This window comes from Streptomyces sp. NPDC043876 (genome assembly GCF_056435825.1).
On sequence record NZ_JBWKDV010000002.1, the window covers coordinates 41,114 to 66,461 of the forward strand.

The following is a 25,348-nucleotide window of genomic DNA, read 5'->3' on the forward strand; positions in this document are numbered from 1 at the left end:
CTTTGGTGTGTACGCCAGCCGCTGAGGGAGCAGTCGTGGCACGGAAGATCGGCAGCCGGTACACCGCGCACCAGATCCTTGGGCGCGGCAGTGCGGGCACGGTATGGCTGGGCGAGGGGCCCGAGGGCCCCGTCGCCGTCAAGCTGCTCCGTGAGGACCTCGCGTCCGACCAGGAGCTGGTGGGACGGTTCGTCCAGGAGCGCAGCGCGCTGCTCGGCCTGGAGCATCCGCACGTCGTCTCGGTCCGCGACCTCGTCGTCGACGGCAACGACCTCGCGCTCGTCATGGACCTGGTCCGCGGTACGGACCTGCGCACCCGGCTCGACCGGGAACGGCGGCTCGCCCCCGAGGCGGCCGTCGCGATCGTCGCCGACGTCGCCGACGCGCTCGCCGCCGCGCACGCGGCCGGGGTGGTGCACCGCGACGTCAAGCCCGAGAACGTGCTGCTCGACATGCAGGGACCGATCGGCCCCGGCGGGGCGCACCCCGCGCTGCTCACGGACTTCGGCGTCGCCAAACTGATCGACTCCCCGCGCCGGGCCGGACCGCCGCCCGGCGGCAGCCGGACCACCGCGCCGACCACCCGGATCATCGGGACGCCCGACTACCTGGCGCCGGAGATCGTCGAGGGGCTGCCGCCGCGGGCCGCCGTCGACATATACGCGCTCGCCACCGTCCTGTACGAACTGCTCGCCGGGTTCACGCCCTTCGGGGGCGGGCACCCGGGGGCGGTGCTGCGGCGGCACGTCACCGAGACGGTGGTGCCGCTGCCGGGGATCCCCGACGAGCTGTGGCAGCTCATGGTCCAGTGCCTCGCGAAGGCTCCCGCCTCGCGGCTGCGGGCCTCCGAACTGTCCGCCCGGCTGCGGGACCTGCTGCCGCTGCTGAGCGGGATGCCGCCGCTGGACGTGGACGAACCGGACGACCTGGAGGACGAGCCCGCGCAGACGGAGGAGGCTCCGGCCTCCGACCCGGTGCGGCGGCGGGGCGTGGTCCCGCTCGTGCCGGGGTCGGCGACGGACTCCAACCGGGACACGCACACCTCGATGCGGGTGCCGGGGCCGGACGAGCTGGCCGGGGGGGCGCTCGGGACGGCGCGCGTGCCGAGGCCCGCCGGGGGGCACCGGCCCGGGTCGGCGCGGCACCGCGCCGATACGGTGCGCAAGCGGCGGCTGATGCTGTCCGCGGCCGGGGTGGTGCTCGTGGCGGCCGTCTCGGTCGGCGGCTACCTCGCCGCCTCCGGCGAGGACCCCCCGTCCGCCCCGGACAGCAAACACTCGACCCCGTCCCACCCGTAGCCCGCCGGACCGGGGCGCCTCAATCGCCGGCGGGCTGGGTGTGACCGACCCTGTCTCCAGCCTGCGGGCGGCGGTGGCCTCCCTCCCCTCCGGGGGCGCCTCAATCGCCGGGGAGGCTGGATGTGGCGGCCCTTGCCGAGTTCCTGCGGGTGGTGGTGGCCCTCCCTTCCCTCCGGGGGCGCCTCAAACGCCGGCGAGGCTGGGGTGGGCGGGTGCGCCTCAAACGACGGCGGGGGCTGGATGTGGCTGGCAGGTGCGTCAAACGTCAACGAGTTGCCCAGGTCTCCGAGGGCAGCCATCCCAGCCCCGCCGGCGTTTGAGGCGCCCCCGGAGGGCCGCGCGGGCCGCGCCCGGCGGCGGGCGTTCGTGGAAATCCAGCCGCGCCGGCGTTTGAGGCGCCCCCGGAGGGCCGTGCGGGCCGCACCCGGGGGCCGGGCCTCCGTCGACCACTTCAGCCCCGCCGGCGTTTGAGGCGCCTGCCCGGAGGGCGGTGCGGGCCGCGCGCGGTGGCGGGGGTCGTTGGAATGCAGCCCCGCCGGCGTTTGAGGCGGCCGCCCGGTGGGGCTAGGGGGTCAGGAGGGACGGGTGCCAGCGGCGGGCGACGGCCGGGTGGGCGCGGGACCAGCCCTTCAGCTCGTTGCGACCGTATTCGGCGTGGAGCGGATTCGCGGCGTCCTCGGACAGCCCCGGCGCCGAGCGGAGGTAGTCGCCCGGGACCGTCTCGACGACGTAGTCGAGCCGCGGGTTGTAGAAGAACGGCACCGAATACCGCTCCACCGCCCCCGGCGGACTGACCACCCGGTGGTCGGTGGCCCGCAGGTACCCCCGCGTCGCGATCTCCAGCAGCTCCCCGAGGTTCACCACGAACGCCCCCGGCACCGGCGGCACGTCCACGAAGCCGTCCCCCCGCCGGACCTGGAGCCCGCCCACGGAGTCCTGGAGCAGCAGGGTCAGGAAGCCGTAGTCCTTGTGCGCGCCCACCCCCTGGCCGGTGCCCGTCGGCGCCGAGCCGGGGTAGCGGATCAGCTTGGTGTGCAGGTGCGGCCGGTCGGCGAACGCGGCGTCGAAGAAGTCCGCCGGCGCCCCGATGGAGGCGAGCAGCTCCTGGAGCAGCCGGTGCGCCACCGCCGCCAGCCGGGACTGCCAGTCCAGGACCACGCTCCGCAGCTCCGGCAGGGCCGCCGGCCACTGGTTGGGCCCCTCCAGCCACAGGTACGCCGGATCCCCGGGCCCCACCGGCGGCGCGGCCCGTTCCGCGCCCACGTCCAGCTGGTCGCGCCAGTCGGAGGCGCCGCCGGTCAGCTCGTGCCCGATCCGGGTGTAGCCGCGGAAGTGCGGGGAGTTCAGGTTGCTCACGGCCAGCCGGTCGGCTTCGGGGAGCGCGAAGAAGGCGCGGGTCACCTCCAGCACGCGGGCGGTCTCGGCGGCGCCGATCCCGTGGCCCGTCAGGTGCAGGAATCCGGTGTCCCGGGCGGCGGCGTGCAGCTCCGCGCGGAAACCGTCCCGCTCGGCCGGGTCGTCCGCCCGGGACAGGTCCAGGACCGGAAGGGAGGTGGGGGCGGGGACGGGCGGGGCGGCGGGGGAGGGGGCGAGGGAAGACGGGGAGGGGTGCGCGGACGGCATGACGGCTCCGTTTCGGATGTCACGGGGTCCTGTTCCCCAAGGGTGGCGGGGACAGCGGGCGGGGAGGGGCCGCCGGCAGGGATGGCGCCGGGGGGCCGCGTGAGCCGCGTGACAGGACCGGGGGCGAATCGAGCAGCTGGGAAATCAGGCTGTGGTTCGGTCCGGCGGCTGACAGCTCGTCGTCGTGACACGCATGTGGTCCACATGGCGGCGGGAGACGAGGAAGACGGTCATACGGTGAGCGTACGCCCGTTCGGAGGGTGCTTCGTAGAGGGGGATCCGGCCTGGTCCGCCCCGCGGCGGCGGCCGGGCCGGACGGGGCCGTCCGGGGACCGGCTACGCTGGACCCGTGGCAGTCGTCGATGTTTCCGAAGAGCTGAAGTCCCTCTCCTCGACCATGGGGTCGATCGAGGCCGTCCTGGACCTCGACAAGTTGAGGGCGGACATTGCCGTGCTCGAGGAGCAGGCCGCCGCGCCGTCCCTGTGGGACGACCCGGAGGCCGCCCAGAAGATCACGAGCAAGCTTTCCCACCTCCAGGCCGAGGTCCGCAAGACCGAGACCCTGCGCGGCCGGATCGACGACCTCGCGGTCCTCTTCGAGCTGGCGCAGGAGATGGACGACGCGGACACCCTCGCGGAGGCCGAGACCGAGCTGGTCTCCGTCCGCAAGGCGCTGGCCGAGATGGAAGTCCGTACCCTCCTGTCCGGCGAGTACGCCGAGCGCGAGGCCCTGGTCAACATCCGGGCCGAGGCCGGCGGCGTGGACGCCTCCGACTTCGCCGAGCGCCTCCAGCGGATGTACCTGCGCTGGGCCGAGCGGCACGGTTACCCGACCGAGGTCTACGAAACCTCGTACGCCGAAGAGGCCGGCATCAAGTCGACCACCTTCGTCGTCAAGGCCCCGTACGCCTACGGCACCCTCTCGGTGGAGCAGGGCACGCACCGCCTCGTCCGGATCTCGCCCTTCGACAACCAGGGCCGCCGCCAGACGTCCTTCGCGGGCGTCGAGGTGCTGCCGGTCGTCGAGTCGAGCGACCACGTCGAGATCGACGAGGGCGAGCTGCGCATCGACGTGTACCGCGCCTCGGGCCCCGGCGGCCAGGGCGTCAACACCACCGACTCGGCCGTGCGCATCACGCACATCCCGACCGGCATCGTCGTCTCCTGCCAGAACGAGCGCTCGCAGATCCAGAACAAGGCCAGCGCCATGAACGTCCTCCAGGCCAAGCTGCTGGAGCGGCGCCGCCAGGAGGAGCAGGCCAAGATGGACGCCCTCAAGGACGGCGGCAGCTCCTGGGGCAACCAGATGCGCTCCTACGTCCTGCACCCGTACCAGATGGTCAAGGACCTGCGCACCGAGTTCGAGGTCGGCAACCCGCAGGCCGTGCTCGACGGCGAGATCGACGGCTTCCTGGAGGCCGGAATCCGCTGGCGCAAGCAGCAGGAGCAGGTCTCCTAAGCGCACACGGCCGACCTGACAGCAGCCGAAAGCCCGGACCCCTCGTGAGGGGTCCGGGCTTCTTCGATCGGTACGTGCGGCGCCCTACGGCTCCCCGCGCCCCGGGGGTCGGGTCATGCGGCCTGGTGCGCCACCAGCGCGAGCGCTGCCACGAGCACCACCATGAGCACGATCAACGTCATGGGGTTGAGGTGGGCGAAGGGGCGGTCCTCCTGCTGGAGGCGCTCCCTGTTCGCCCGGCACACCGGGCAGCGGCCCTGACTGACGGGCGCGGCGCAGTTCGCGCACACGAGCCGGTCATACGTCATGCGCTGTCCTCCTCTCGTCCCCATGTACAACGGTGGGGGGAACGAGTCCGTTCCCCCCACCACTGTGCCAGCTCGCGCGGCTTTCGGCGCGGCCCGTCCGGTCACTCGCGATCGGGGCTCGTGCGCACCAGGGGATATAACGGACAACTCCGGAGCCCGGGTCCCTAGCCTGCGCCCCTTCGCGTATGGTCACGCTCACCTACTCCCGGCGACCGTGGTGCACCCGTGATCCGATTCGACAGTGTGTCCAAGTACTACCCGAAGCAGAGCCAGCCCGCACTCAGAGACGTGTCCCTGGAGATCGTCAAGGGCGAGTTCGTCTTCCTGGTCGGCTCCTCCGGCTCCGGCAAGTCCACCTTCCTGCGGCTGATACTGCGCGAGGAACGGGCGAGCCAGGGGCAGGTCCACGTGCTGGGCAAGGACCTCGCCAGACTCTCCAACTGGAAGGTCCCGCACATGCGGCGCCAGCTGGGGACCGTCTTCCAGGACTTCCGGCTGCTCCCCAACAAGACGGTCGCGGAGAACGTGGCCTTCGCCCAGGAAGTCATCGGCAAACCGCGCGGCGAGATCCGCAAGGCCGTCCCCCAGGTCCTGGAGCTGGTCGGACTGGGCGGCAAGGAGAGCCGGATGCCCGGCGAGCTGTCCGGCGGTGAGCAGCAGCGCGTGGCCATCGCCCGGGCCTTCGTCAACCGCCCGGCGCTGCTGATCGCGGACGAGCCGACCGGCAACCTCGACCCGTCGACCTCGGTCGGGATCATGAAGCTGCTGGACCGGATCAACCGGACCGGCACCACAGTGATCATGGCGACGCACGATCAGCAGATCGTCGACCAGATGCGCAAGCGTGTCATCGAACTCGAACAGGGCCGTCTCGTGCGCGACCAGTCGCGCGGCGTCTACGGCTACCAGCACTGAAAGGACGCCATGCGCGCCCAGTTCGTCATGTCGGAGATCGGCGTAGGCCTCCGCCGCAATCTCACCATGACCTTCGCGGTCATCATTTCCGTGGCCCTGTCGCTGGCCCTGTTCGGTGGCTCCCTGCTCATGCGCGACCAGGTGAGCCAGATGAAGGGCTACTGGTACGACAAGGTCAACGTCTCGATCTACCTCTGCAACAAGAACGACGCCGAGGCCAGCGCCGGCGCCTCCTGCTCCAAGGGCGCGGTGACCGCCGAGCAGAAGCAGCGGATCGAGGCCGACCTCAAGAAGATGGACCTCGTCGAGACGGTCTCGTACGAGTCCTCCGACGAGGCCTACAAGCACTACAAGGAGCAGTTCGGGCACACCGCCCTGGCCGCCTCCATCACGCCGGACCAGATGCCCGAGTCCTTCCGGGTGAAGCTGAAGAACCCGGAGAAGTACAAGGTCATCACCACCGCCTTCGCGGGGCGGGACGGGGTCCAGTCCGTCGAGGACCAGCGGACCGTGCTGGACAACCTCTTCCGGCTGCTCGGCTACCTGAACGTCGCCGCGCTGGTCATCATGCTCATCATGCTGGTGGTGGCGCTGCTGCTGATCGTCAACACGGTGCGCGTCTCGGCGTTCAGCCGTCGGCGGGAGACCGGGATCATGCGGCTGGTGGGCGCCTCCAGCTTCTACATCCAGGTGCCGTTCATCATGGAGGCCGCCTTCGCCGGTCTGATCGGCGCGGTGCTCGCCTGCGGGATGCTGGCCTCGGGCCAGTACTTCGTGATCGACCACGGTGCGGGGCTGCGGCAGAAGATGGAGCTGATCAACTTCATCGGCTGGGACTCGGTCCTCACCAAGCTCCCGCTGGTGCTGGTCATCGGTCTGCTGATGCCCTCGCTCGCGGCCTTCGTGGCTTTGCGCAAGTACCTGAAGGTGTGACGAGCGCCCCGTGGGCGGTGCGGCCGAGACGCCGTGCCGGCCCGGGGCCTTGTCCTAGACTCGGCGCCATGCCGGGCCGCCCCGTCCCTTCCTGTCTCCGGCCCCGCGACCTGCGTCGCGGGGCCGCCGTGACGTTGGCGCTGATCGGCGCCCTGGGCGGGCTCGGCGCCGCCGTGAGCACCGGGTTCCGCCCCGACCCGCGCGAGGAGGGGCGTACCGCCTCGGTCGCGGCCCGTACGAAGGCACCCGCGGGCGCCGGGAAGCCCGCGACCGCCGACCGGGACGCCGTCGCCCGGGCCGCCGCCGAGGCGGTCGCCGAGGGGAAGTCCGGCAAGAACGCCGCCCAGGACGTCGTCAGCCGCAGCGGCGACCGCTGGGGCGTGGTCTACGACCAGGGCGAGTACGCCTCCTTCGAGGACGAGCTCGACGGCCGCTACACCGGGGTCGGGCTCTGGACCGAGCGCGGCCCCGGCGGCCGGATCGCCGTCACCCGGGTCCAGCCCGGCAGCCCCGCCGACCGCGCCGGATTACGCGGCGGCGACCGGCTGACCCGCGTGGACGGGGCGCCGGTCACCGGCTTCAGCGTGGCCCAGGTGGTGGCCCGGCTGCGCGGGGACGCGGGTACCGCGGTGACCCTGGAGGTCGAGCGCGACGGCGCGGACCTGACCGAGACGGTGCGCCGCGCCCGGGTCAGTACCGAGGCGGTGACGGTACGGGAGCTGGGCAAGGGCGTGGTGCTCGTCAAGGTGTCCGCCTTCACCCGTGGCTCGGGCGAGCGGGTCCGGGCGGCGGTCCGTGCGGCCCCGGCCGGGGCCGGGGTGCTGCTGGACCTGCGCGGCAACCCCGGGGGTCTGGTCGGCGAGGCGGTGACGGCGGCCTCCGCCTTCCTGGACGGCGGGCTGGTGGCGACGTACGACGTACGGGGTGCCCAGCGCGCCCTGTACGCGGAGCGCGGCGGGGACACCGCCCGCCCCCTGGTGGCGCTGGTCGACGGCGGCACGATGAGCGCGGCCGAGCTGGTCACGGGGGCCCTCCAGGACCGCGGGCGCGCGGTGACCGTCGGCAGCCACACCTTCGGCAAGGGCTCGGTGCAGATGCCGACCGAACTGGCGGACGGTTCGGTGGCCGAGCTGACGGTGGGCACCTACCGCACCCCGGCCGGCCGCAGCCTGGACGGGCGGGGCATCACCCCCGACGTGAGCGCCGACCAGCGCGTCGAGGAACGGGCCCGCGCGGTATTGGGTGGCCTCGGGGTGGGTCCGTAGTGCGAAAATGGCCGCACTATGGCTAAGGAAACAGGGCGCAAGCTGATCGCCCAGAACAAGAAGGCGCGGCACGACTACACGATCATCGACACCTACGAGTGCGGTCTCGTGCTCACGGGGACCGAGGTCAAGTCCCTGCGCCAGGGCCGGGCCTCGCTGGTGGACGGCTTCGTGTCGGTGGAGAGCGGGGAGGCCTGGCTCTACAACGTGCACGTGCCGGAGTACAGCCAGGGCACCTGGACCAACCACAGCGCCCGCCGTAAGCGCAAGCTCCTCCTGCACCGCGAGGAGATCGACAAGCTGGACTCGAAGACCGGCGAGACGGGCAACACGATCGTTCCGCTGTCCCTGTACTTCAAGGACGGCCGGGCCAAGGTCGAGATCGCGCTCGCCAAGGGCAAGAAGGAGTACGACAAGCGCCAGTCCCTGCGTGAGAAGCAGGACACGCGCGAGACGAACCGGGTGATCTCGGCCGTGAAGCGCAAGGAGCGCGGTCAGCTGTAATCGCCTGGCATCCCGTGGTCCACTTCGCGTACCATGGCGTCAGCACCTCCCCGATGGGGTCGTGCGGCTTGAGCGGTACCCAACTGAATAGCGTGCAACATGGGGATGATCGGTTTCGACAGCGGATGTCGATGCAGGGGAAGCGAGCCGAGGAAGCGGCAATGATCTCGTAAACCACCTGTCGCAAAAAATAATCGCCAATTCCAACAGCGATAACTCCCGCTTCTCCCTCGCTGCCTAATAACAGCGAACTGAAGCCTTCGTGAGGAGCGTCAGCCCGGGAGTGGTCCCGGCCCGGATCCTGGCGTCAACTAGGGATCTAAACCTCTAGCCCCGGTCACGGGGGCTGGAGGGAAACCAAACAGTGACTGAGCCCGTCGGAGACTTGTCCGTGTGATCTCCGGGGCCGAGAAAAGCGCAGCGGACTGCGCTCGGAGAAGCCCTGCTTCTGCACCGCTGGACGCGGGTTCGATTCCCGCCATCTCCACCACCTCCATGTTGGGCACGGGCCCCGCAGCCTCCGGGCGGCGGGGCCTTTGTCATGCCGTGATGCCGGTGTCATGCCGTGACGGGGGCCTGTCAGAGGTCGAGCATCAGCCGCAGGTACCGGCGCACCTCGGCCCTCTCCTTGTCCGTGATCACGCCGAGGGGGCGCTGGCCGACAAGGCGCTGCTCACTGATGGAGCGGATGTCCTCGGTGCGCGCCCAGCTGGGGCGGTCGAGGCCGGATTCGGGCGAGCTGATGGAGACGTGGTGATCCAAGCCGCGGGTCTTCGTGGTGAGAGGCACGACGATCGTCATGGGGATGGGGAACGCCGCGTGGGTGGGGGAGGAGACGACCAGGACCGGGCGGCACCCTGACCGTTCGCTCCCGTTGACGGGGGAGAGGTCGGCGTACCAAACCTGCTTGGGGTGAGCGTAGACCCGGCCGGTACGGGCACGGCGGCGAACGGCGCGTCCGTCAGCGTCGGGTGGGTGACTCCGAGCCCCTCATGGTCGTGGCGAGGAGCGCCAGGAGGGCCGCCGTGGCCGGGAGGGCGTAGGACGGGGTGGGGCCCAGGTGGTCCACCGCGGCGCCCGCGGTGGCCGAGCCGGCCGCGATGCCCGTCAGGATGGCGGTCACGGCCAGGGTCATCCCCTCGTTCAGGCGGGCCGCCGGGGTGGCCCGCTGGACCAGGGCCATGGCGGTGACCATCGTCGGCGCGGTGGCCATGCCCGCCAGCAGCAGGGCCACCGCCAGCAGGGGCACCGAGCCGGTGGCGGCCGCCGCCCAGGGCAGGGCCATCAAGGCGGCCAGGGCGCTCACGCAGCCGGCCAGGGCGCGCGGGCGCAGGGCGCCGTAGAGCAGGCCGGCCGCGCAGGAACCCGCGGCCTGGAGGGCCAGGACCGGGCCCGCGGCCGCGGCGAGGCCGTGGCCCGTGAGGTAGGCGAGCGAGGTGACCTCCATGGAGCCGAAGACCGCGCCCAGGGCCAGGAACAGCGCCAGCAGCCCCGGCAGGCCGGGCGAGCGCAGCGGCGAGCGGTGCCGGGTGCGGCCGGCGGGCGGCGGTTCGGTCGCGCGACGCGAGGTGAAGAGGACCATGCCGGCCAGCAGCAGGGCCGCGCCGGTGAGGGTGCCCGCCTCCGGGAACGCCAGGGAGCACAGGGTGGTGGCGAGGACCGGGCCGAGCAGGTAGCACAGCTCGTCGACGGCCTGCTCGAAGGACATCGCGGTGTGCCGGGCGGCGGGGGAGTCGCGCAGCAGGTGGGTCCAGCGGGCGCGCGAGAGGCCGCCGATGTTGGGGGTGGTCGCGGTGGCGGCGCAGCAGGCGAAGAGGGTCCAGGCCGGGGCCTGCGTACGGACGCACCACACCAGGCAGAGCCAGCCGAGGACGGCGATCAGGGTGGCGGGCAGCGCGATCCGGGCCTGGCCGTGCCGGTCGACCAGCCGGGCCGTGAAGGGCGCGACGGCGGCGGTCGCGGCGAGCCCGGTGGCGGTGACCGCGCCCGCCAGCGCGTACGAACCGCGCTGGCCCGCGATCATCAGGACCGCGCTGACCCCGAACATGCCCATGGGGAGCCGGGCGAGCAGGTTCCCCGCGGTGAAGGCCCGCGCGCCCGGGGTGGCGAACAGCCGCCGGTACGGGCCCGCCGGGCGGCGGCGCGCGGCCGGCGCGGCGGCCCCGCGGCGCGGGGCGGCGGGCCCGGCGGCCAGGACGAGGGTGGCGCCGGTGACGGTCATCAGGGGGGCGGCCGGCGGGGCGGCGGGCGCGGTGGTGGGCATGGGACCAGCCTCGGGGCGGGCCCCCGGAGCGGTCCAACACCTGTTCCGGGGTGATTCACGCACCCCTGTTGTCAATCGGGCGGCGCGGGTTACGCTGCCGCGGTGAACGCACGAGAGGTGGACCCGCGGCTGCTGCGCGCCTTCGTCGCCGTCGCCGAGGAACTGCACTTCACCCGGGCCGCCGCCCGGCTGTACGTCGCCCAGCAGGCCCTCAGCCGGGACGTCCGCCGCCTCGAACAGGCCCTGGACGCGCGGCTCTTCGTACGGACCACCCGGCAGGTCGAGCTGACGGCCGACGGCGAGCGGCTGCTCCCGCACGCTCGCCGGGTGCTGCGCGCCCACGAGGACCTCGCCGCCGCCTTCGGCGCGAGCGCGCGGCCGCTGCTCGTCGACCTCAACTCCGACGGCCCCGGCACCGCCCGCCAGGTCCTGGACCGGGCCCGCGAACTGGCCCCCGACCAGGAGCTGATGGCCCGCTTCGAGAGCGGGCTCACGCACAGCGCCGGGGAGATCGCCGCCGGGCGCCTGGACGTGTCCTTCGGCCGGTTCGGCGGGCTCGCCCCCGCCCTGCGCGCCCGCCTCGCCCACCAGCCCGTGCGCTACGAACCGCTGGCCGTCGTCCTGCCCGAGGACCACCCGCTGGCCACCCGCGCCACGGTCGCGGTCGGCGCGCTGGCCGGGGAGACCGTGTACGCCGGGGCCGGGAACCCGCGCACCCTGGAGTGGACCGACCTGGCCCGGCGGCTCTTCGCGGGCCGCGGCACCGCCCTGGCCCCGCCCGCGCCCGTCGCGGTCGGCAAGGAGGAGTTCCGGCGGGTGATGGCCAAGACCGGCCATCCCGTCCTGGCCACCGTCGACTTCCCCGACATGCCGGGCTGCGTGCGCCGGCCGCTGACCGACCCGGTGCCGCTGTCGCCGCTGTCCATGGTGTGGCGCCGGGGTTTCGGCCACCCCGGACTGACCGCGCTGCGCACCGCCGCGGCCGGGCTGGGCGCCGTACGCGGCTGGCTCGACCTGCCGGAGGGCGGCTGGCTGCCCGAGGGGGACGCGGAGCTGATGCGCTCACACTGACCGGCGGCGCCGGGTGAGTGCACGGTATCGCCGCGGTCATCCGGCGGGGACCGGAGGCGAAACGAGCCGTCCCTACGGTCGTCTTCACGGACACGACAGCAGTGGAGGCGTGATGACCGCACCGCGCACGGGCGGCCGCTGGATCGAGCGGTGGGATCCCGAGGACGAGACCTTCTGGAAGGAGACGGGCCGGCGGACCGCCCGGCGGAACCTGCTCTACTCCGTGCTCTCCGAGCACGTCGGCTTCTCGATCTGGTCGCTCTGGTCGGTGATGGTCCTCTTCATGGGCCCGCGCTACGGCATCGACCCGGCCCAGAAGTTCACCCTGATCGCCACCGCCACCTTCGTCGGTGCGCTGGTGCGCGTCCCCTACACCTTCGCCGTCGCCCGCTTCGGCGGCCGCAACTGGACCGTCTTCAGCGCGCTGATGCTGCTCGCGCCGACGGTGGCCGCGCTGGTGGTGATGGAGCCGGGGACCTCGTACGGGACGTTCCTGCTGGTGGCGGCCCTGACCGGGGTCGGGGGCGGCAACTTCGCCTCCTCCATGACCAACATCAACGCCTTCTTCCCGCTGCGCGAGAAGGGCTGGGCGCTCGGCCTGAACGCGGGCGGCGGCAACATCGGCGTCCCCGTCGTCCAGCTCGCCGCGCTGCTGGTCATCGGGACGGCCGGGGCGGCGCACCCGCGGTTCCTGCTCGCCGCCTACATCCCGCTCATCGTGGCCGCGGCCGTGCTGGCGGCGGCGCGGATGGACAACCTGGCGCCCGTGCGCAACGACACCGGCGCGGTCCGGGAGGCCGTGCGCGACGGGCACACCTGGATCATGGCGTTCCTGTACATCGGCACCTTCGGCTCCTTCATCGGCTACAGCTTCGCCTTCGGGCTGGTCCTGCAGACGCAGTTCGGCCGGACCCCGCTCCAGGCCGCCTCGCTGACCTTCATCGGACCGCTGCTCGGCTCGCTGGTCCGGCCCGTGGGCGGGCGGCTCGCCGACCGGTACGGCGGCGCGCGGATCACGCTGGGGACCTTCGTCGCGATGGCGGCGGCCACCGGCGTGGTGGTCCTGGCCTCGGTACGGGCCTCCCTGCCGGTGTTCCTCACCGGGTTCGTGGCCCTGTTCGTGCTCAGCGGCCTCGGCAACGGATCGACGTACAAGATGATCCCCGGCATCTTCCAGGCCAAGGCGCTGGCCCGGGGGCTGGGCGCCGAGGCCGCGGCCGCCTACGGGCGGCGGCTGTCGGGGGCCGCGATGGGCCTCATCGGCGCCGTGGGCGCCCTCGGCGGGCTCGGCATCAACCTCGTCTTCCGGGAGGCCTTCCTCAGCTCCGGCGAGGGCACCGCCGCCTTCGTCACCTTCCTCGGCTTCTACGCCGTCTGCTGCGCGGTGACCTGGGCGGTATACCTTCGCCGGCCCGCCGCCTCGGCCGGGCCCGCCCCGGACGCGGCCGCGAAGCCGCAGCTCACCTCGGTGTAACGGCGGTTAACGGCGCCGAAATACGGGTGAACCGAGCCTGACACGACGCCTTGGCAGGCTCGGACCACCCTCACACCCCCCTTGCACGAGGCAGGACAGCATGGACGAGACACAGACCGGCCCGCCCGCCACCGGGCCGCTCTCCGGATTCACGGTGGGGGTCACCGCCGCGCGCCGCGCCGACGAGCTGATCGCGCTGCTGCGGCGGCGCGGGGCGGTGGTCCTGCACGCCCCCGCCCTGCGGATCGTGCCGCTCGCCGACGACGGCGAACTGCTGGCCGCCACCAAGGAACTGCTGGGCTGCGCGCCCGACGCGGTGGTCGCCACCACCGCCATCGGCTTCCGCGGCTGGATCGAGGCCGCCGACGGCTGGGGGATCGGCGAGGACCTGCTGGCCCGGCTGCGGGCCACCGAACTGCTCGCCCGCGGGCCCAAGGTGAAGGGCGCGATCCGGGCCGCCGGGCTGGTCGAGGCGTGGTCGCCGAAGTCGGAGTCGCTCGCGGAGGTGCTGGACCGGCTGCTGGCGGGCGGGGTCGCCGGGCGGCGGATCGCGCTCCAGCTGCACGGGGAGCCGCTGCCGGGCTTCGTGGAGGCGCTGCGGGAGGCCGGGGCGGAGGTGATCGTCGTACCGGTGTACCGGTGGATGCCGCCGGAGGATCTCGGGCCGCTGGACCGGCTGCTCGACGCGGTCGCCGCCGGGGCGGTGGACGCCGTCAGCTTCACCTCCGCGCCCGCCGCGGCCTCGCTGCTGGCGCGGGCCGCGGAACGGGGGATCACGGATCCGGTGCTGGAGGGACTGCGTACGGGCGTGCTCGCGGCCTGCGTGGGGCCGGTGACCGCGCTGCCGCTGGAGGCGCTCGGGGTGGCGACGGTCCAGCCGGAGCGGTTCCGGCTGGGGCCGCTGGTCCAGGTGCTGTGCCAGGAGCTGCCGGGGCGGGCGCGGGTGCTGCCGGTGGGCGGGCACCGGGTGGAGATCCGCGGCCACGCGGTCCTGGTGGACGAGGACCTGCGGCCGGTGCCGCCGGCCGGGATGTCCCTGCTGCGGGTGCTGGCGCGGCGGCCGGGGTGGGTCGTGGGGCGCGCCGAACTGCTGCGGGCGCTGCCGGGGGCGGGGCGCGACGAACACGCAGTGGAGACGGCGATGGCCCGGCTGCGGGTGGCGCTGGGGGTGCCGAAGCTGATCCAGACGGTGGTCAAGCGGGGGTACCGGCTGGCGCTGGACGCGGGCGGCGAAGCCAAGTACGACGCCCCGTCGCCCTGACCCTCCGGGGGCTCCGCCCCGGGCCCTGCGCCTCAAACGCCGGCGGGGCTGGGATTGCGGTGCTGACGCCGGCCGCCCGGCCGGGAATTCAGCCTCGCCGGCGATTGAGGCGCCCCCGGAGGGGAGGGGTGCGGCGCCGCTGCCGGGGCTCCGCCCCGGGCCCCGCGCCTCAAACGCCGGCGGGGCTGGGATCCGGGGCTGGGACGGGCGCCCCCGGAGGGCCGGGAAACGGGCGTCGGTAGCGTAGGGGGATGATGATCGCTGAGGGAGTGGAACTGCGGGAGATGCGGCTCGGGGATGCCGGGCGGCTGGCCGAGGCGCTCGGGCGCAACCGTGCGCACATGGCGCCCTTTGAGCCGCCGCGGCCCGAGGACTTCTACACCGAGGACGGGCAGCGGCGCCGGATCGAGGCGCTGCTCGGCGACCGGGACGCGGGCCGCGCGGTGCCGTACGTCCTGCTCGGGACAGAGGGCGCCGCGCCGCTCCTCGGCACGATCACGCTGAACAACGTCGTCCGCGGCCCCCTGTGCAGCGCGAGCGTCGGCTACTGGGTCGACGGCGCGCACACCGGCCGGGGCCTCGCCTCCGCCGCGCTCGCCGAGGTCGTCCGGGCGGCCCGCGACGAGCTGGGCCTGCACCGGCTCGCCGCCGGCACCCTGCTGGACAACCTCGCCTCGCAACGCGTGCTCGCCAAGGCCGGTTTCGAGGCGTACGGCGTCGCGCCCCGCTACCTGTACATCGACGGCGCCTGGCGCGACCACCGGCTCTTCCAGCTGCTGCTGCACGACGATCCGCCCCCTGCATGAGGCTTCCGCCCGGGCCCGCCGAGGGCGCACTCTGGTGGGGCGTCGACCGAGGCGGTGACGGACATGTGGTTCGAATCGGGACGGGTCTGCCTGGACCTGGCGGCCACCCTGGGGCCGCCGGAGGGGCTCGCCGACCGCGCGGGGCTGAGCCTGTGGCTCACCGGGGCCGGCCTGGTGCCCGGACCGACCCCGCCCGCCCGCGTCACCGAGGACTGGCTGGAGCCCTTCCGGACGCTGCGGGCGGACGTGCGCGCCCTGGTGGCGGCCGAGCTGAGCGGCCGCGCCCCCGGCGAGGAACCGCTCGCCCGGGTCAACGCGCGGGCCGCCGGTCCACCCCCGGGACTGTGTGCCGTACGCGACCCCGCCGGGCGCCTGGTGCGCGAACTGTGCGGCGGGGCCGCCGGGGTGGGCTGCGCGGCGCTGCTGGCGGCCGTCGCGCGCGACGCGGTGGAGCTGCTCACGGACCCCGGCGACCGCGACCGCCTGCGCGCCTGCGAAGGTGAGGGCTGTACCCGGGTCTACCTGGACACCTCGCGCGGCCACCGGCGGCGCTGGTGTTCCAGTGAACTGTGCGGAAACCGGGAGCGGGTGGCCCGCCACCGCGCGCGGGTGCTCGCCGCGCGTCCCGCGTAGCGCATACACGCTCATAACGGCCTCATGGCGCCTTGCGCGCCCGCGTTCCGCGCGCCCGCGCGCGGAACGGGCGTGCGGACACCCGCTCTGTTCGCGTACGGTTGACGGTCGCCCAATGCACGTCAGAAGGGGGCCTTGGTGGCCGCGCAGGATGCCGCTGTCGACAGCACGGCGGATTCCGTCCGCGATCGCGAGATCGCGGTCGAGCAGACTCATCTGGACCAGGTGTACCGCCGCCTCGAGGAGAAGATCCACGAGGCCGAGTTCCTGATGAACGACGCGGCCAAGCGGGGTCAGGTCGGTACCCCCGGCGCCCTCGCGGAACGCGACGCACAGGTCTTCCGCGCCGGGATTCATCTCAACCGGCTCAACAACGAATTCGAGGACTTCCTCTTCGGACGGATCGACCTCGTCCTCGGCAAGGACGGGGAGCGCGGCGCGGACGGCGCCTTCACCTCCGTCGAGGCCGCCGAGGACGCGATCCGCCCGGACCTGACCGCCGACATCGCCGAAACCCTGCACATCGGGCGGATCGGCGTGCTCGACAACGACTACACGCCGCTGGTGATCGACTGGCGCGCGCCCGCCGCCGCGCCGTTCTACCGCTCCACGCCCAAGGAGCCGGGCCGGGTGGTGCGCCGCCGGGTCATCCGCTCCAAGGGCCGCAAGGTGCTCGGCGTCGAGGACGACCTGATGCGCCCCGAGGTGACCGCCTACCTCGACGGCCAGGAGCTGCCGGTGCTCGGTGACGGCGCGCTGATGGCCGCGCTCGGCCGGGCCCGTACACACTCCATGCGCGACATCGTCTCCTCCATCCAGGCGGAGCAGGACATGGTCATCCGGGCCCCCGCCGCCTCCGTCGCGGAGGTCGCGGGCGGCCCCGGCACCGGCAAGACCGCCGTCGCGCTGCACCGCGCCGCCTATCTGCTCTACCAGGACCGGCGGCGCTACTCCGGCGGCATCCTGGTCGTCTCGCCGACCCCGCTGCTCGTCGCCTACACCGAGGGCGTGCTGCCCTCGCTCGGCGAGGAGGGCCAGGTCGCGATCCGGGCGCTGGGCTCGCTGGTCGACGGCGCCGAGGCGACCACCTACGACGAACCGGCGGTCGCCCGCGTCAAGGGCTCCTCCCGGATGCTGCCGGTCCTGCGCAAGGCCGTACGGGGCGCGCTGGAGCTGGGCGGCGCCCCCGAGCGGCTGCGCGTGGTGGCCTTCGGCCGCCGCCAGGAGCTGGAGGCGGACGAGCTGAACCGGATCCGCCAGGTCGTCCTCGGCGGCACGGCGCCGGTCAACCTGCTGCGTCCGCGCGCCCGCAAGCTGCTGCTGGACGCCCTGTGGGCGAAGTCAGGCGGCGCCGGGCGGCACACCGACCGGGAGCTCGCGGCCGAACTGCGCTCCGGCTTCGACGAGGACGTCTCCACCGAGGACGTCTTCATCGAGTTCCTGAACGCCTGGTGGCCCGAGCTGACCCCGCGCGGCGTCCTCGCCACGATGGCCGACGAGCGGCGCCTGGGCCGCTGGGCCCGCCGGGTGCTGAACCCGCGCGAGACCCGGCTGCTGGCCCGCTCCCTGCGCCGCACCGGCGCGGACGGCAAGGGCCCGCTCTCGGTGCACGACGTGGCGCTGCTGGACGAACTCCAGCTGCTGATCGGCGCCCCCGCGCGCCCCAAGCGCAAGCGCGACCTGGACCCGCTGGCCCACCTCACCGGCCTGGAGGAGCTGATGCCGGGCCGCGAGGAGACCCAGTGGGAGCGGGCCGAGCGGCTGGCGGCGGAGCGCACCGAGTACGCCCACGTGATCGTGGACGAGGCCCAGGACCTGACGCCGATGCAGTGGCGGATGGTGGGCCGCCGCGGCCGGACCGGCACCTGGACGGTGGTGGGCGACGCCGCCCAGTCCTCCTGGAGCGACCCCGACGAGGCGGCCGCGGCCCGGGACGAGGCGCTGGGCAGCCGGCCGCGCCGCAAGTTCACCCTGACCGTCAACTACCGCAACCCGGCCGAGATCGCCGAACTGGCGGCCCGGGTGCTGCGCCTGGCCATGCCGGGGATGGAGCCGCCCACCGCGGTCCGCTCCACCGGCCTGGAGCCGCGCTTCACCGCCGCGGGCCCCGACCTGGGCGCCTGGGTGCGGGAGGAGACCCGGCGGCTGCTGGGCCAGGTCGAGGGCACGGTCGGCGTGGTCGTGGCGATGGACAGGCGCGCGGAGGCGGCCGGGTGGCTCGCGGAGCTCGGGGAGCGCGCGGTGGCGCTCGGCAGCCTGGAGGCCAAGGGCCTGGAGTACGACGCCACGGTGGTCGTCTCCCCGGCGGAGATCGCGGAGGAGTCCCCGGCGGGCCTGCGGGTGCTCTACGTCGCCCTCACGCGCGCGACGCAGCAGCTCACGGTGGTGTCGGGGGAGCGGGACCGGCCCGACGCGGCCGGGGTGCCGGAGCTGCTGCGCGACTGAGCCGGACGTATGGACGTTCAGGTCGTCCCCCGGGAGGGGGATCACTTCCGGCGAACCTTTGTTAGCCTGGTTGTGGCACCGGCTCGATCCAAGCCCCCGGGCCCAACCTTAGTCGCCTAGAGCGACCACTTGCCGCGAGGCGAGCATGGCGGGTCGGTGTCATAGACGTAGAGAGCAGGTCCGCGTCCTCCCCTCCGGGGGAGGGCGCGGACCTGTTTTGCGTGCCGCCGCTGACCGGCCCGGTTGTCCTGCGGGTCTTCCGCACTACCGGTAAATCTCGTATGGTGGAAGTATCTTTCCGAAATTTGTAGCTGGTTACCTCGTACCGGCCGGTAGGTGGGACGATCGGACAACAGGTCCCGTCACGCCTGCCGTGCCGGGGCCCGTGTACAGCGAACCTTGGACAGCAGAGGAACACGGACATGGCAACGGCGCCCAGCGTCTCGTACTCGATGACGGTCCGACTGGAAGTGCCCGCGAGCGGTACCGCGGTCTCCCAGCTCACCACCGTCGTGGAGTCCAGCGGAGGGTCGGTCACCGGCCTCGACGTGACCGCCTCCGGCCACGAGAAGCTCCGGATCGACGTCACGATCGCCGCGACGTCCACGGCGCACGCCGACGAGATCGTCGAGGAGCTGCGCGGGATCGAGGGTGTGAGCCTGGGCAAGGTCTCGGACCGCACGTTCCTGATGCACCTCGGCGGCAAGATCGAGATGGCGTCGAAGCACCCCATCCGCAACCGTGACGACCTCTCCATGATCTACACCCCGGGCGTGGCCCGCGTGTGCATGGCGATCGCCGAGAACCCCGAGGACGCGCGCCGCCTGACGATCAAGCGCAACTCCGTCGCAGTCGTGACGGACGGCTCCGCGGTCCTGGGGCTGGGCAACATCGGCCCGATGGCCGCGCTGCCCGTCATGGAGGGCAAGGCGGCCCTCTTCAAGCGGTTCGCCGGGATCGACGCGTGGCCGATCTGCCTCGACACCCAGGACAGTGATGAGATCGTCGCCATCGTCAAGGCGATCGCCCCCGGCTTCGCCGGCATCAACCTGGAGGACATCTCCGCGCCGCGCTGCTTCGAGATCGAGGCCCGGCTGCGCGAGGCCCTCGACATCCCCGTCTTCCACGACGACCAGCACGGCACCGCCATCGTCGTCCTCGCCGCCCTCACCAACGCACTGCGCGTGGTGAACAAGGCCGTTGGCGATGTCAAGGTCGTCATGTCCGGCGCCGGCGCGGCCGGCACGGCCATCCTCAAACTGCTCCTCGCGGCGGGCGTCAAGAACGTCGTCAGCGCCGACATCCACGGCGTCGTGCACGCCGGCCGCGCCGACCTGGTTGACGCCGACAGCGAGTCGCCGCTGCGCTGGATCGCCGACAACACCAACCCCGAGGGCTACACCGGCACGCTCAAGGAGGCCGTCGTCGGCGCCGACGTCTTCATCGGCGTCTCGGCCCCGAACGTCCTCAGCGGCGCCGACGTCGCCGCCATGGCGGACGGCGCCATCGTGTTCGCGCTCGCGAACCCGGACCCCGAGGTCGACCCGGCGGTCGCCCGCGAGACGGCCGCCGTCGTGGCCACCGGCCGCTCGGACTTCCCCAACCAGATCAACAACGTGCTGGTCTTCCCGGGTGTCTTCCGCGGCCTCCTGGACGCCCAGTCCCGGACGGTGAACACCGGCATGATGCTGGCCGCCGCGACCGCGCTGGCCGGTGTCGTCACCGAGGACGAGCTGAACGCGAACTACATCATCCCGTCCGTCTTCAACGACAAGGTCGCGGGCGCCGTCGCCGGAGCGGTCCGCAAGGCCGCCGCCCCCGCGGCCTCCACCTCTGTGACGGGACCCACGTCCGCCTGAGCCACCGGGGCCCCTTCCCCGGCGCGTCGCGGGATGCGGGCCCCCCGGCGCGCCTCTAGGGTTGCGGGGATGCCCGCGTGGTGCGCGGTCCGCGTTCACCGGTGCGGACGGAGCGTCACGGCGGCGTGACTGTGGCGCTTTTCGTGTGACCCTGGCGGGTGCCGGATTGGCTTTCCCGCCGCTGGTGGGGGCAGGATGCGTAACCGGGCGGGAGGGTCTGACGTTCAGACCCGGGTCCGGGGACTGTCCTAGGGCCCTGGCAGCATCGGCTTCGATCTCACGCCTCATAGGCAAGTTGAACACGGGAGTACAACATGAACCGCAGTGAGCTGGTGGCCGCTCTGTCCGAGCGCGCCGAGGTGACCCGCAAGGACGCCGACGCCGTTCTGGCCGCGCTCGCCGAGACCGTCGGCGAGATCGTCGCCAAGGGCGACGAGAAGGTCACCATCCCCGGCTTCCTGACCTTCGAGCGCACCCACCGTGCCGCTCGCACCGCGCGCAACCCGCAGACCGGCGACCCCATCCAGATCCCGGCCGGCTACAGCGTGAAGGTCTCCGCGGGCTCCAAGCTCAAGGAAGCCGCCAAGGGCAAGTAAGTCCCTCGCAGGCCTCTGGCCGGCAGTGACGCGTGGTGCCGCGCCCAGCGCGGCACCCACGCAGGAAGGGCGGCCACCCCCACGGGGGTGGCCGCCCTTCCTGCGTTCCCGCGGGTGCGCGGGAACCCGTACGGTCTAGACGAGGTCGCCGTTCGGCAGTTCGACCTTGGCGCCCAGTTCCACGAGCTTCTCCATGAAGTTCTCGTAGCCGCGGTTGATCAGGCCGATGCCGTGCACTCGCGAAGTGCCCTCGGCCGCCAGGGCCGCGATCAGGTACGAGAAGCCGCCCCGGAGGTCCGGGATGACCAGGTCGGCGCCCTGCAGCTTGGTGGGGCCGGAGACGACCGCCGAGTGCAGGAAGTTGCGCTGGCCGAAGCGGCACGCGGAGCCGCCCAGGCACTCCCGGTACAGCTGGATGTGCGCGCCCATCTGGTTCAGCGCGGAGGTGAAGCCCAGGCGGGACTCGTAGACCGTCTCGTGGACGATGGAGAGCCCGGTCGCCTGCGTCAGCGCCACCACCAGGGGCTGCTGCCAGTCGGTCTGGAAACCGGGGTGGACGTCCGTCTCCAGGTGGATCGCCTTGAGCGGGCCGCCCGGGTGCCAGAAGCGGATGCCCTCGTCGTCGATCTCGAAGGCGCCGCCGACCCGGCGGAAGGTGTTCAGGAACGTCATCATCGAGCGCTGCTGCGCTCCGCGGACGTAGATGTTGCCGCCGGTCGCCAGGGCCGCGGAAGCCCACGAGGCGGCCTCCAGGCGGTCCGGGAGCGCCTTGTGGTTGTAGCCGCCCAGCTCGTCCACACCGGTGATGCGGATGGTCCGGTCGGTGTCGACGGAGATGATCGCGCCCATCTTCTGCAGGACGCAGATGAGGTCTTCGATCTCCGGCTCGACGGCCGCGTTGCTCAGCTCGGTGACGCCCTCGGCCAGGACGGCCGTCAGCAGCACCTGCTCGGTCGAGCCGACCGAGGGGTAGGGCAGGCGGATCTTGCAGCCGCGCAGCCGCTGCGGGGCCTCCAGGTACTGACCGCCCTCGCGCTTCTCGATGGTCGCGCCGAACTGGCGGAGCACGTCGAAGTGGAAGTCGATCGGCCGGCCGCCGATGTCGCAGCCGCCCAGGCCCGGGATGAAGGCGTGGCCGAGGCGGTGCAGCAGCGGGCCGCAGAAGAGGATCGGGATGCGCGACGAACCCGCGTGCGCGTCGATGTCCGCCACGTTGGCGCTCTCGACGTACGTGGGGTCGAGCACCAGCTCGCCCGGCTCCTCACCGGGGCGGACGGTGACGCCGTGCAGCTGGAGGAGGCCGCGCACGACCCGCACGTCACGGATGTCCGGAACGTTGCGGAGCCGGCTGGGGGCGCTGCCGAGCAGAGCGGCCACCATGGCCTTCGGCACGAGGTTCTTCGCACCGCGGACACGGATCTCGCCCTCGAGCGGGGTACCGCCGTGGACAAGCAGTACATCGTCACTGACTGTGCCGGTCATGAATCTCGCGTTCCGGAGAGGGGTGGGCAGGGGGCCAGGAGAAAGGGTAAGCGGCAGGACCCCCTGGTACGTAAGGCCGACGTGGCCGTATGACTGTCATGAATTCGCCACAGCACCCAGTGTGTACGCCACATAGCGGAGTGTCGCCTTCCGGGTAGCCTCCGGGTCCGCTCCGGTGGTTTCCCGCTCCGCCGCCGCGGTCCGGCGCCGTACGTCCTGAGCTGCGCGGGACCCGTCGGCGCCGTCCGCTCCCCCGGGAGGGCGAATGTGCGAGACCATGGCCGCATGACCGAGGTGTCCTCCCTCACAGGGCGGTTGCTCGTGGCGACCCCCGCCCTCGCGGACCCGAACTTCGACCGCGCCGTGGTGCTGCTGCTCGACCACGACGAGCAGGGCTCCCTCGGCGTGGTCCTCAACCGGCCCACCCTGGTCGGCGTCGGCGACGTCCTGCAGCCCTGGGCGCCGCTGGCCGGCGCCCCCGGCGTGGTCTTCCAGGGCGGCCCGGTCGCCCTCGACTCCGCCCTCGGCATCGCGGTCATCCCCGGCGAGGAGGGCCCTTCCCCACACTCTCGGCTGCGCTCGAGCGGGGGAGACCCCATCGGCTGGCGCCGGGTGCACGGCGCGATCGGCCTGGTCGACCTGGAGGCCCCGCCGGAGCTGCTGGCCGGCGCCCTCGGCTCGCTGCGGATCTTCGCCGGCTACTCGGGCTGGGGCCCGGGCCAGCTGGAGGACGAGGTGGGCGAGGGGGCCTGGTACGTCGTCGAGTCCGAGCCGGGGGACGTGGCCTTCCCGGTCCCCGAGCAGCTCTGGCGGTCGGTGCTGCGCCGCCAGCGCGGCGACCTCGCGATGGTCGCCACCTATCCGGACGACCCGTCGCTGAACTGAGGCCGCCCGCGTTCAGTACCCTGGCTTGTATGAGCACTCTTGAGCCCGAGCGCGGGTCTGGCACGGGAACCCTCGTCGAGCCGACGCCGCAGGTTTCCCACGGTGACGGCGACCACGAGCGCTTCGCCCATTACGTCCAGAAGGACAAGATCATGGCGAGCGCCCTCGACGGGACCCCCGTCGTCGCGCTCTGCGGCAAGGTCTGGGTACCGGGCCGCGACCCGAAGAAGTACCCGGTCTGCCCCATGTGCAAGGAGATCTACGAATCCATGGGATCCGGCGGGGACAAGGACAAGGGCAAGGACAAGTGACCGCGTCCTGACCGCTCCACCCCCAGGTGTGGAAGGGCCCCCGGGCGCGCCGACGCGTGCCCGGGGGCCCTTCGCGTGCCCGGACGCCCCCGCGCGGGGGCGCGGCGCGGGTAGGGTCGGCCCCGACAAGCGCTCTGCGGAACGGTCGTTGCGCACAGCGCAACGCACTGTGCCGCCCCGCCCGCCGCGGCGGCCGCCGTGGAGGGCTGACGCATGGACCGCGACCCGATACCCGACCCCGCCGCCGACCTGATCCCCGCGCCCCGCGAAGCCGCCTTCGGGCCGGCCGGGGCGCGCTACGCGTTCGGGGCCGAACCCGACGTCGCCGCCGGACCCGGTACGCAGGGCACCGCGCGCTGGCTGCGCGGGGTGCTGGGGGCCGCCGCGGGGTGGGGGCTGCCGCCCGCCGGCCCCGGCGGGCGGGCCGACGTACGGCTCCTCGTCGACGAGGGCGTCGGGCGCGAGCTGGGCCCCGAGGGGTACGAGCTGACCGTCACCGCGGAGGGCGCCGAGATCCGCGGCGGCGCACCCGCCGGGGTGTTCCGGGGCGCGCAGACGCTGCGCCAGCTGCTCGGACCGCACGCCTTCCGGCGGGCGCCGCTGCCCGGGGCCCGCTGGAGCCTGCCGTACGGGACGGTCCGCGACGCGCCCCGGTTCGGCTGGCGCGGACTGCTCCTGGACGTCGCCCGGCACTTCCTGCCCAAGGACGGCGTCCTGCGCTACATCGACCTGATGGCCGCCCACAAGCTCAACGTGCTGCACCTGCACCTGACGGACGACCAGGGCTGGCGGATCGAGATCGAGCGCCACCCCCGGCTCACCGCCGTGGGCGCCTGGCGCCCGCGCTCGCGCCGCGGCCACCGGGACTCGCCGCTGTGGGACGAGACCCCGCACGGCGGCTTCTACACCCACGACGACATCCGCGAGATCGTCGCCTACGCGGCCGAGCGCCACGTGCGCGTGGTGCCCGAGATCGACCTGCCGGGCCACGCGCAGGCCGCCCTCGCCGCCTATCCGGAGCTGGGCAACACCGACGTCGTCGACACGGCGGCGCTCGGCGTGTGGGACGACTGGGGGATCAACGAGAACGTCCTCGCGCCCACCGACGCCGTACTGCGCTTCTACGAGGGCGTCTTCGAGGAGGTACTGGAGCTGTTCCCGGTAGAGGTCTCGCCCTTCGTGCACGTCGGCGGGGACGAGTGCCCCAAGACCCAGTGGGCGGCCTCGCCCGCCGCGCAGGCGCGCATCCGGGAGCTGGGGGTGGGGGACGAGGACGGCCTCCAGGCCTGGTTCATCCGGCACTTCGACCGGTGGCTCGCCGCCCGCGGGCGGCGGCTGATCGGCTGGGACGAGATCCTGGAGGGCGGACTGGCGGACGGCGCCGCCGTCTCCTCCTGGCGCGGCTACGCGGGCGGCATCGCGGCCGCCGAGGCCGGGCACGACGTGGTGATGTGCCCCGAGCAGCAGGTGTACCTGGACCACCGTCAGGCGCCGGGCCCGGACGAGCCGGTGCCGATCGGGTACGTGCGCACGCTGGAGGACGTCTACCGCTTCGAACCGGTGCCGCCGCAGCTCTCCGCCCGGGCCGCGGAGCACGTGCTCGGCGCGCAGGCCAACATCTGGACCGAGGTGACGGAGGACCAGGGGCGCCTGGACTACCAGGTGTTCCCGCGGCTGGCCGCCTTCGCCGAGGTGGTGTGGTCCGCGCTGCCCGACCCGGCGGCGCGGGACTACGCGGAGTTCGAGGCGCGCATGGGCGGCCACTACGCGCGCCTGGACGCCCTCGGCGTCGGCTACCGGCCTCCGGGCGGCCCGCTGCCGTGGCAGCGCCGGCCCGGGGTGCTCGGGCGTCCCAAGGAGGGCGTCCCGCCGACCGTCTGAGGCGGCGGCCGGGGCGGGCGCAGCCGGGGGGAGATTCGGGTAACTCTTCCCCGAATACGGGTGAGAGGGTTGGAAA

Annotated in this window: 21 protein-coding genes, 1 other RNA gene and 1 pseudogene; 18 read left to right on the forward strand and 5 right to left on the reverse strand. The window is 73.1% G+C overall.

What is annotated here, in order from left to right; all coding sequences use genetic code 11:
- Window positions 1–35: 35 nt before the first annotated feature.
- Window positions 36–1,298, forward strand: a complete 1,263-nt coding sequence (locus AC0693_RS05325) for a serine/threonine-protein kinase (RefSeq protein ID WP_356413851.1) — start codon at window positions 36–38, stop codon at window positions 1,296–1,298.
- A gap of 564 nt (window positions 1,299–1,862) precedes the next feature.
- Here the strand turns inward: AC0693_RS05325 and AC0693_RS05330 are convergent.
- A complete protein-coding gene (locus tag AC0693_RS05330) occupies window positions 1,863–2,921 on the reverse strand; it encodes an isopenicillin N synthase family dioxygenase (protein ID WP_468463138.1) in 1,059 nt (352 codons plus the stop codon).
- 349 nt (window positions 2,922–3,270) lie between these two features.
- Between AC0693_RS05330 and prfB the strand changes: the two genes are divergently transcribed.
- Entirely contained in the window at window positions 3,271–4,380 is a 1,110-nt protein-coding gene (prfB, locus tag AC0693_RS05335) for a peptide chain release factor 2 (protein ID WP_356413845.1), read from the forward strand.
- A 113-nt stretch (window positions 4,381–4,493) separates the two neighbouring features.
- Here the strand turns inward: prfB and AC0693_RS05340 are convergent, their stop codons facing one another.
- Complete coding sequence (locus AC0693_RS05340; RefSeq protein WP_356413842.1) at window positions 4,494–4,688, reverse strand: hypothetical protein; 195 nt, start codon at window positions 4,686–4,688, stop codon at window positions 4,494–4,496.
- Window positions 4,689–4,913: 225 nt separating this feature from the next.
- On the opposite strand from AC0693_RS05340, the gene ftsE reads away from it, so the two are divergent.
- From ftsE to ssrA, 5 genes are all read left to right on the forward strand, one after another.
- Window positions 4,914–5,603 (forward strand): cell division ATP-binding protein FtsE, encoded by a 690-nt coding sequence (gene ftsE / locus AC0693_RS05345; RefSeq protein ID WP_330330715.1) that lies wholly within the window; start codon window positions 4,914–4,916, stop codon window positions 5,601–5,603.
- A 9-nt stretch (window positions 5,604–5,612) separates the two neighbouring features.
- Complete coding sequence (gene ftsX, locus AC0693_RS05350; RefSeq protein WP_356413839.1) at window positions 5,613–6,536, forward strand: permease-like cell division protein FtsX; 924 nt, start codon at window positions 5,613–5,615, stop codon at window positions 6,534–6,536.
- A gap of 68 nt (window positions 6,537–6,604) precedes the next feature.
- Entirely contained in the window at window positions 6,605–7,801 is a 1,197-nt protein-coding gene (locus tag AC0693_RS05355) for a S41 family peptidase (RefSeq protein WP_469333292.1), read from the forward strand.
- An 18-nt stretch (window positions 7,802–7,819) separates the two neighbouring features.
- A complete protein-coding gene (gene smpB / locus AC0693_RS05360; RefSeq protein WP_356413833.1) occupies window positions 7,820–8,305 on the forward strand; it encodes an SsrA-binding protein SmpB in 486 nt (161 codons plus the stop codon).
- Between the two features lie 101 nt (window positions 8,306–8,406).
- Window positions 8,407–8,795, forward strand: a transfer-messenger RNA (tmRNA) gene (gene ssrA, locus AC0693_RS05365).
- Window positions 8,796–8,884: 89 nt separating this feature from the next.
- On the opposite strand, the pseudogene AC0693_RS05370 reads toward ssrA, so the two are convergent.
- Window positions 8,885–9,199: pseudogene (locus AC0693_RS05370) on the reverse strand (type II toxin-antitoxin system PemK/MazF family toxin); the annotation flags it as partial.
- 67 nt (window positions 9,200–9,266) lie between these two features.
- On the reverse strand, window positions 9,267–10,568 hold the full coding sequence (locus AC0693_RS05375; protein WP_478801019.1) for an MFS transporter: 1,302 nt from the start codon (window positions 10,566–10,568) through the stop codon (window positions 9,267–9,269).
- Window positions 10,569–10,670: 102 nt separating this feature from the next.
- Here AC0693_RS05375 and AC0693_RS05380 point away from each other — a divergent pair, with 102 nt between their 5' ends.
- The 8 genes from AC0693_RS05380 (at window position 10,671) to AC0693_RS05415 (ending at window position 20,713) form a co-directional block, all read left to right on the forward strand.
- Window positions 10,671–11,639, forward strand: a complete 969-nt coding sequence (locus AC0693_RS05380) for a LysR family transcriptional regulator (RefSeq protein ID WP_478801020.1) — start codon at window positions 10,671–10,673, stop codon at window positions 11,637–11,639.
- A gap of 112 nt (window positions 11,640–11,751) precedes the next feature.
- The gene (locus tag AC0693_RS05385) at window positions 11,752–13,113 is read left to right on the forward strand and encodes a nitrate/nitrite transporter (protein WP_478801021.1); all 1,362 of its coding nucleotides are present in this window, start codon (window positions 11,752–11,754) and stop codon (window positions 13,111–13,113) included.
- A 100-nt stretch (window positions 13,114–13,213) separates the two neighbouring features.
- Complete coding sequence (locus AC0693_RS05390) at window positions 13,214–14,374, forward strand: uroporphyrinogen-III synthase (RefSeq protein WP_469317601.1); 1,161 nt, start codon at window positions 13,214–13,216, stop codon at window positions 14,372–14,374.
- 254 nt (window positions 14,375–14,628) lie between these two features.
- Window positions 14,629–15,180 carry a GNAT family N-acetyltransferase gene (locus AC0693_RS05395; protein WP_469333382.1) on the forward strand — a complete coding sequence of 184 codons (552 nt, stop codon included), beginning with the start codon at window positions 14,629–14,631 and terminating at the stop codon, window positions 15,178–15,180.
- Window positions 15,181–15,243: 63 nt separating this feature from the next.
- Window positions 15,244–15,813 (forward strand): CGNR zinc finger domain-containing protein, encoded by a 570-nt coding sequence (locus AC0693_RS05400; protein WP_469317600.1) that lies wholly within the window; start codon window positions 15,244–15,246, stop codon window positions 15,811–15,813.
- Between the two features lie 138 nt (window positions 15,814–15,951).
- Complete coding sequence (locus AC0693_RS05405; RefSeq protein ID WP_478801022.1) at window positions 15,952–18,258, forward strand: HelD family protein; 2,307 nt, start codon at window positions 15,952–15,954, stop codon at window positions 18,256–18,258.
- Between the two features lie 422 nt (window positions 18,259–18,680).
- Window positions 18,681–20,117: an NAD-dependent malic enzyme gene (locus AC0693_RS05410; protein ID WP_469317599.1), complete on the forward strand. Its 1,437-nt coding sequence runs from the start codon at window positions 18,681–18,683 to the stop codon at window positions 20,115–20,117.
- Between the two features lie 314 nt (window positions 20,118–20,431).
- A complete protein-coding gene (locus AC0693_RS05415) occupies window positions 20,432–20,713 on the forward strand; it encodes an HU family DNA-binding protein (RefSeq protein ID WP_007264399.1) in 282 nt (93 codons plus the stop codon).
- A gap of 135 nt (window positions 20,714–20,848) precedes the next feature.
- Here the strand turns inward: AC0693_RS05415 and murA are convergent, their stop codons facing one another.
- Window positions 20,849–22,195 (reverse strand): UDP-N-acetylglucosamine 1-carboxyvinyltransferase, encoded by a 1,347-nt coding sequence (gene murA / locus AC0693_RS05420; protein WP_478801023.1) that lies wholly within the window; start codon window positions 22,193–22,195, stop codon window positions 20,849–20,851.
- Between the two features lie 285 nt (window positions 22,196–22,480).
- Between murA and AC0693_RS05425 the strand changes: the two genes are divergently transcribed.
- From AC0693_RS05425 to AC0693_RS05435, 3 genes are all read left to right on the forward strand, one after another.
- A complete protein-coding gene (locus AC0693_RS05425) occupies window positions 22,481–23,080 on the forward strand; it encodes a YqgE/AlgH family protein (RefSeq protein WP_478801024.1) in 600 nt (199 codons plus the stop codon).
- 29 nt (window positions 23,081–23,109) lie between these two features.
- On the forward strand, window positions 23,110–23,391 hold the full coding sequence (locus AC0693_RS05430; protein ID WP_351053399.1) for a DUF3039 domain-containing protein: 282 nt from the start codon (window positions 23,110–23,112) through the stop codon (window positions 23,389–23,391).
- A 213-nt stretch (window positions 23,392–23,604) separates the two neighbouring features.
- A complete protein-coding gene (locus AC0693_RS05435; protein ID WP_478801025.1) occupies window positions 23,605–25,272 on the forward strand; it encodes a beta-N-acetylhexosaminidase in 1,668 nt (555 codons plus the stop codon).
- The last annotated feature ends 76 nt before the right edge of the window (window positions 25,273–25,348 follow it).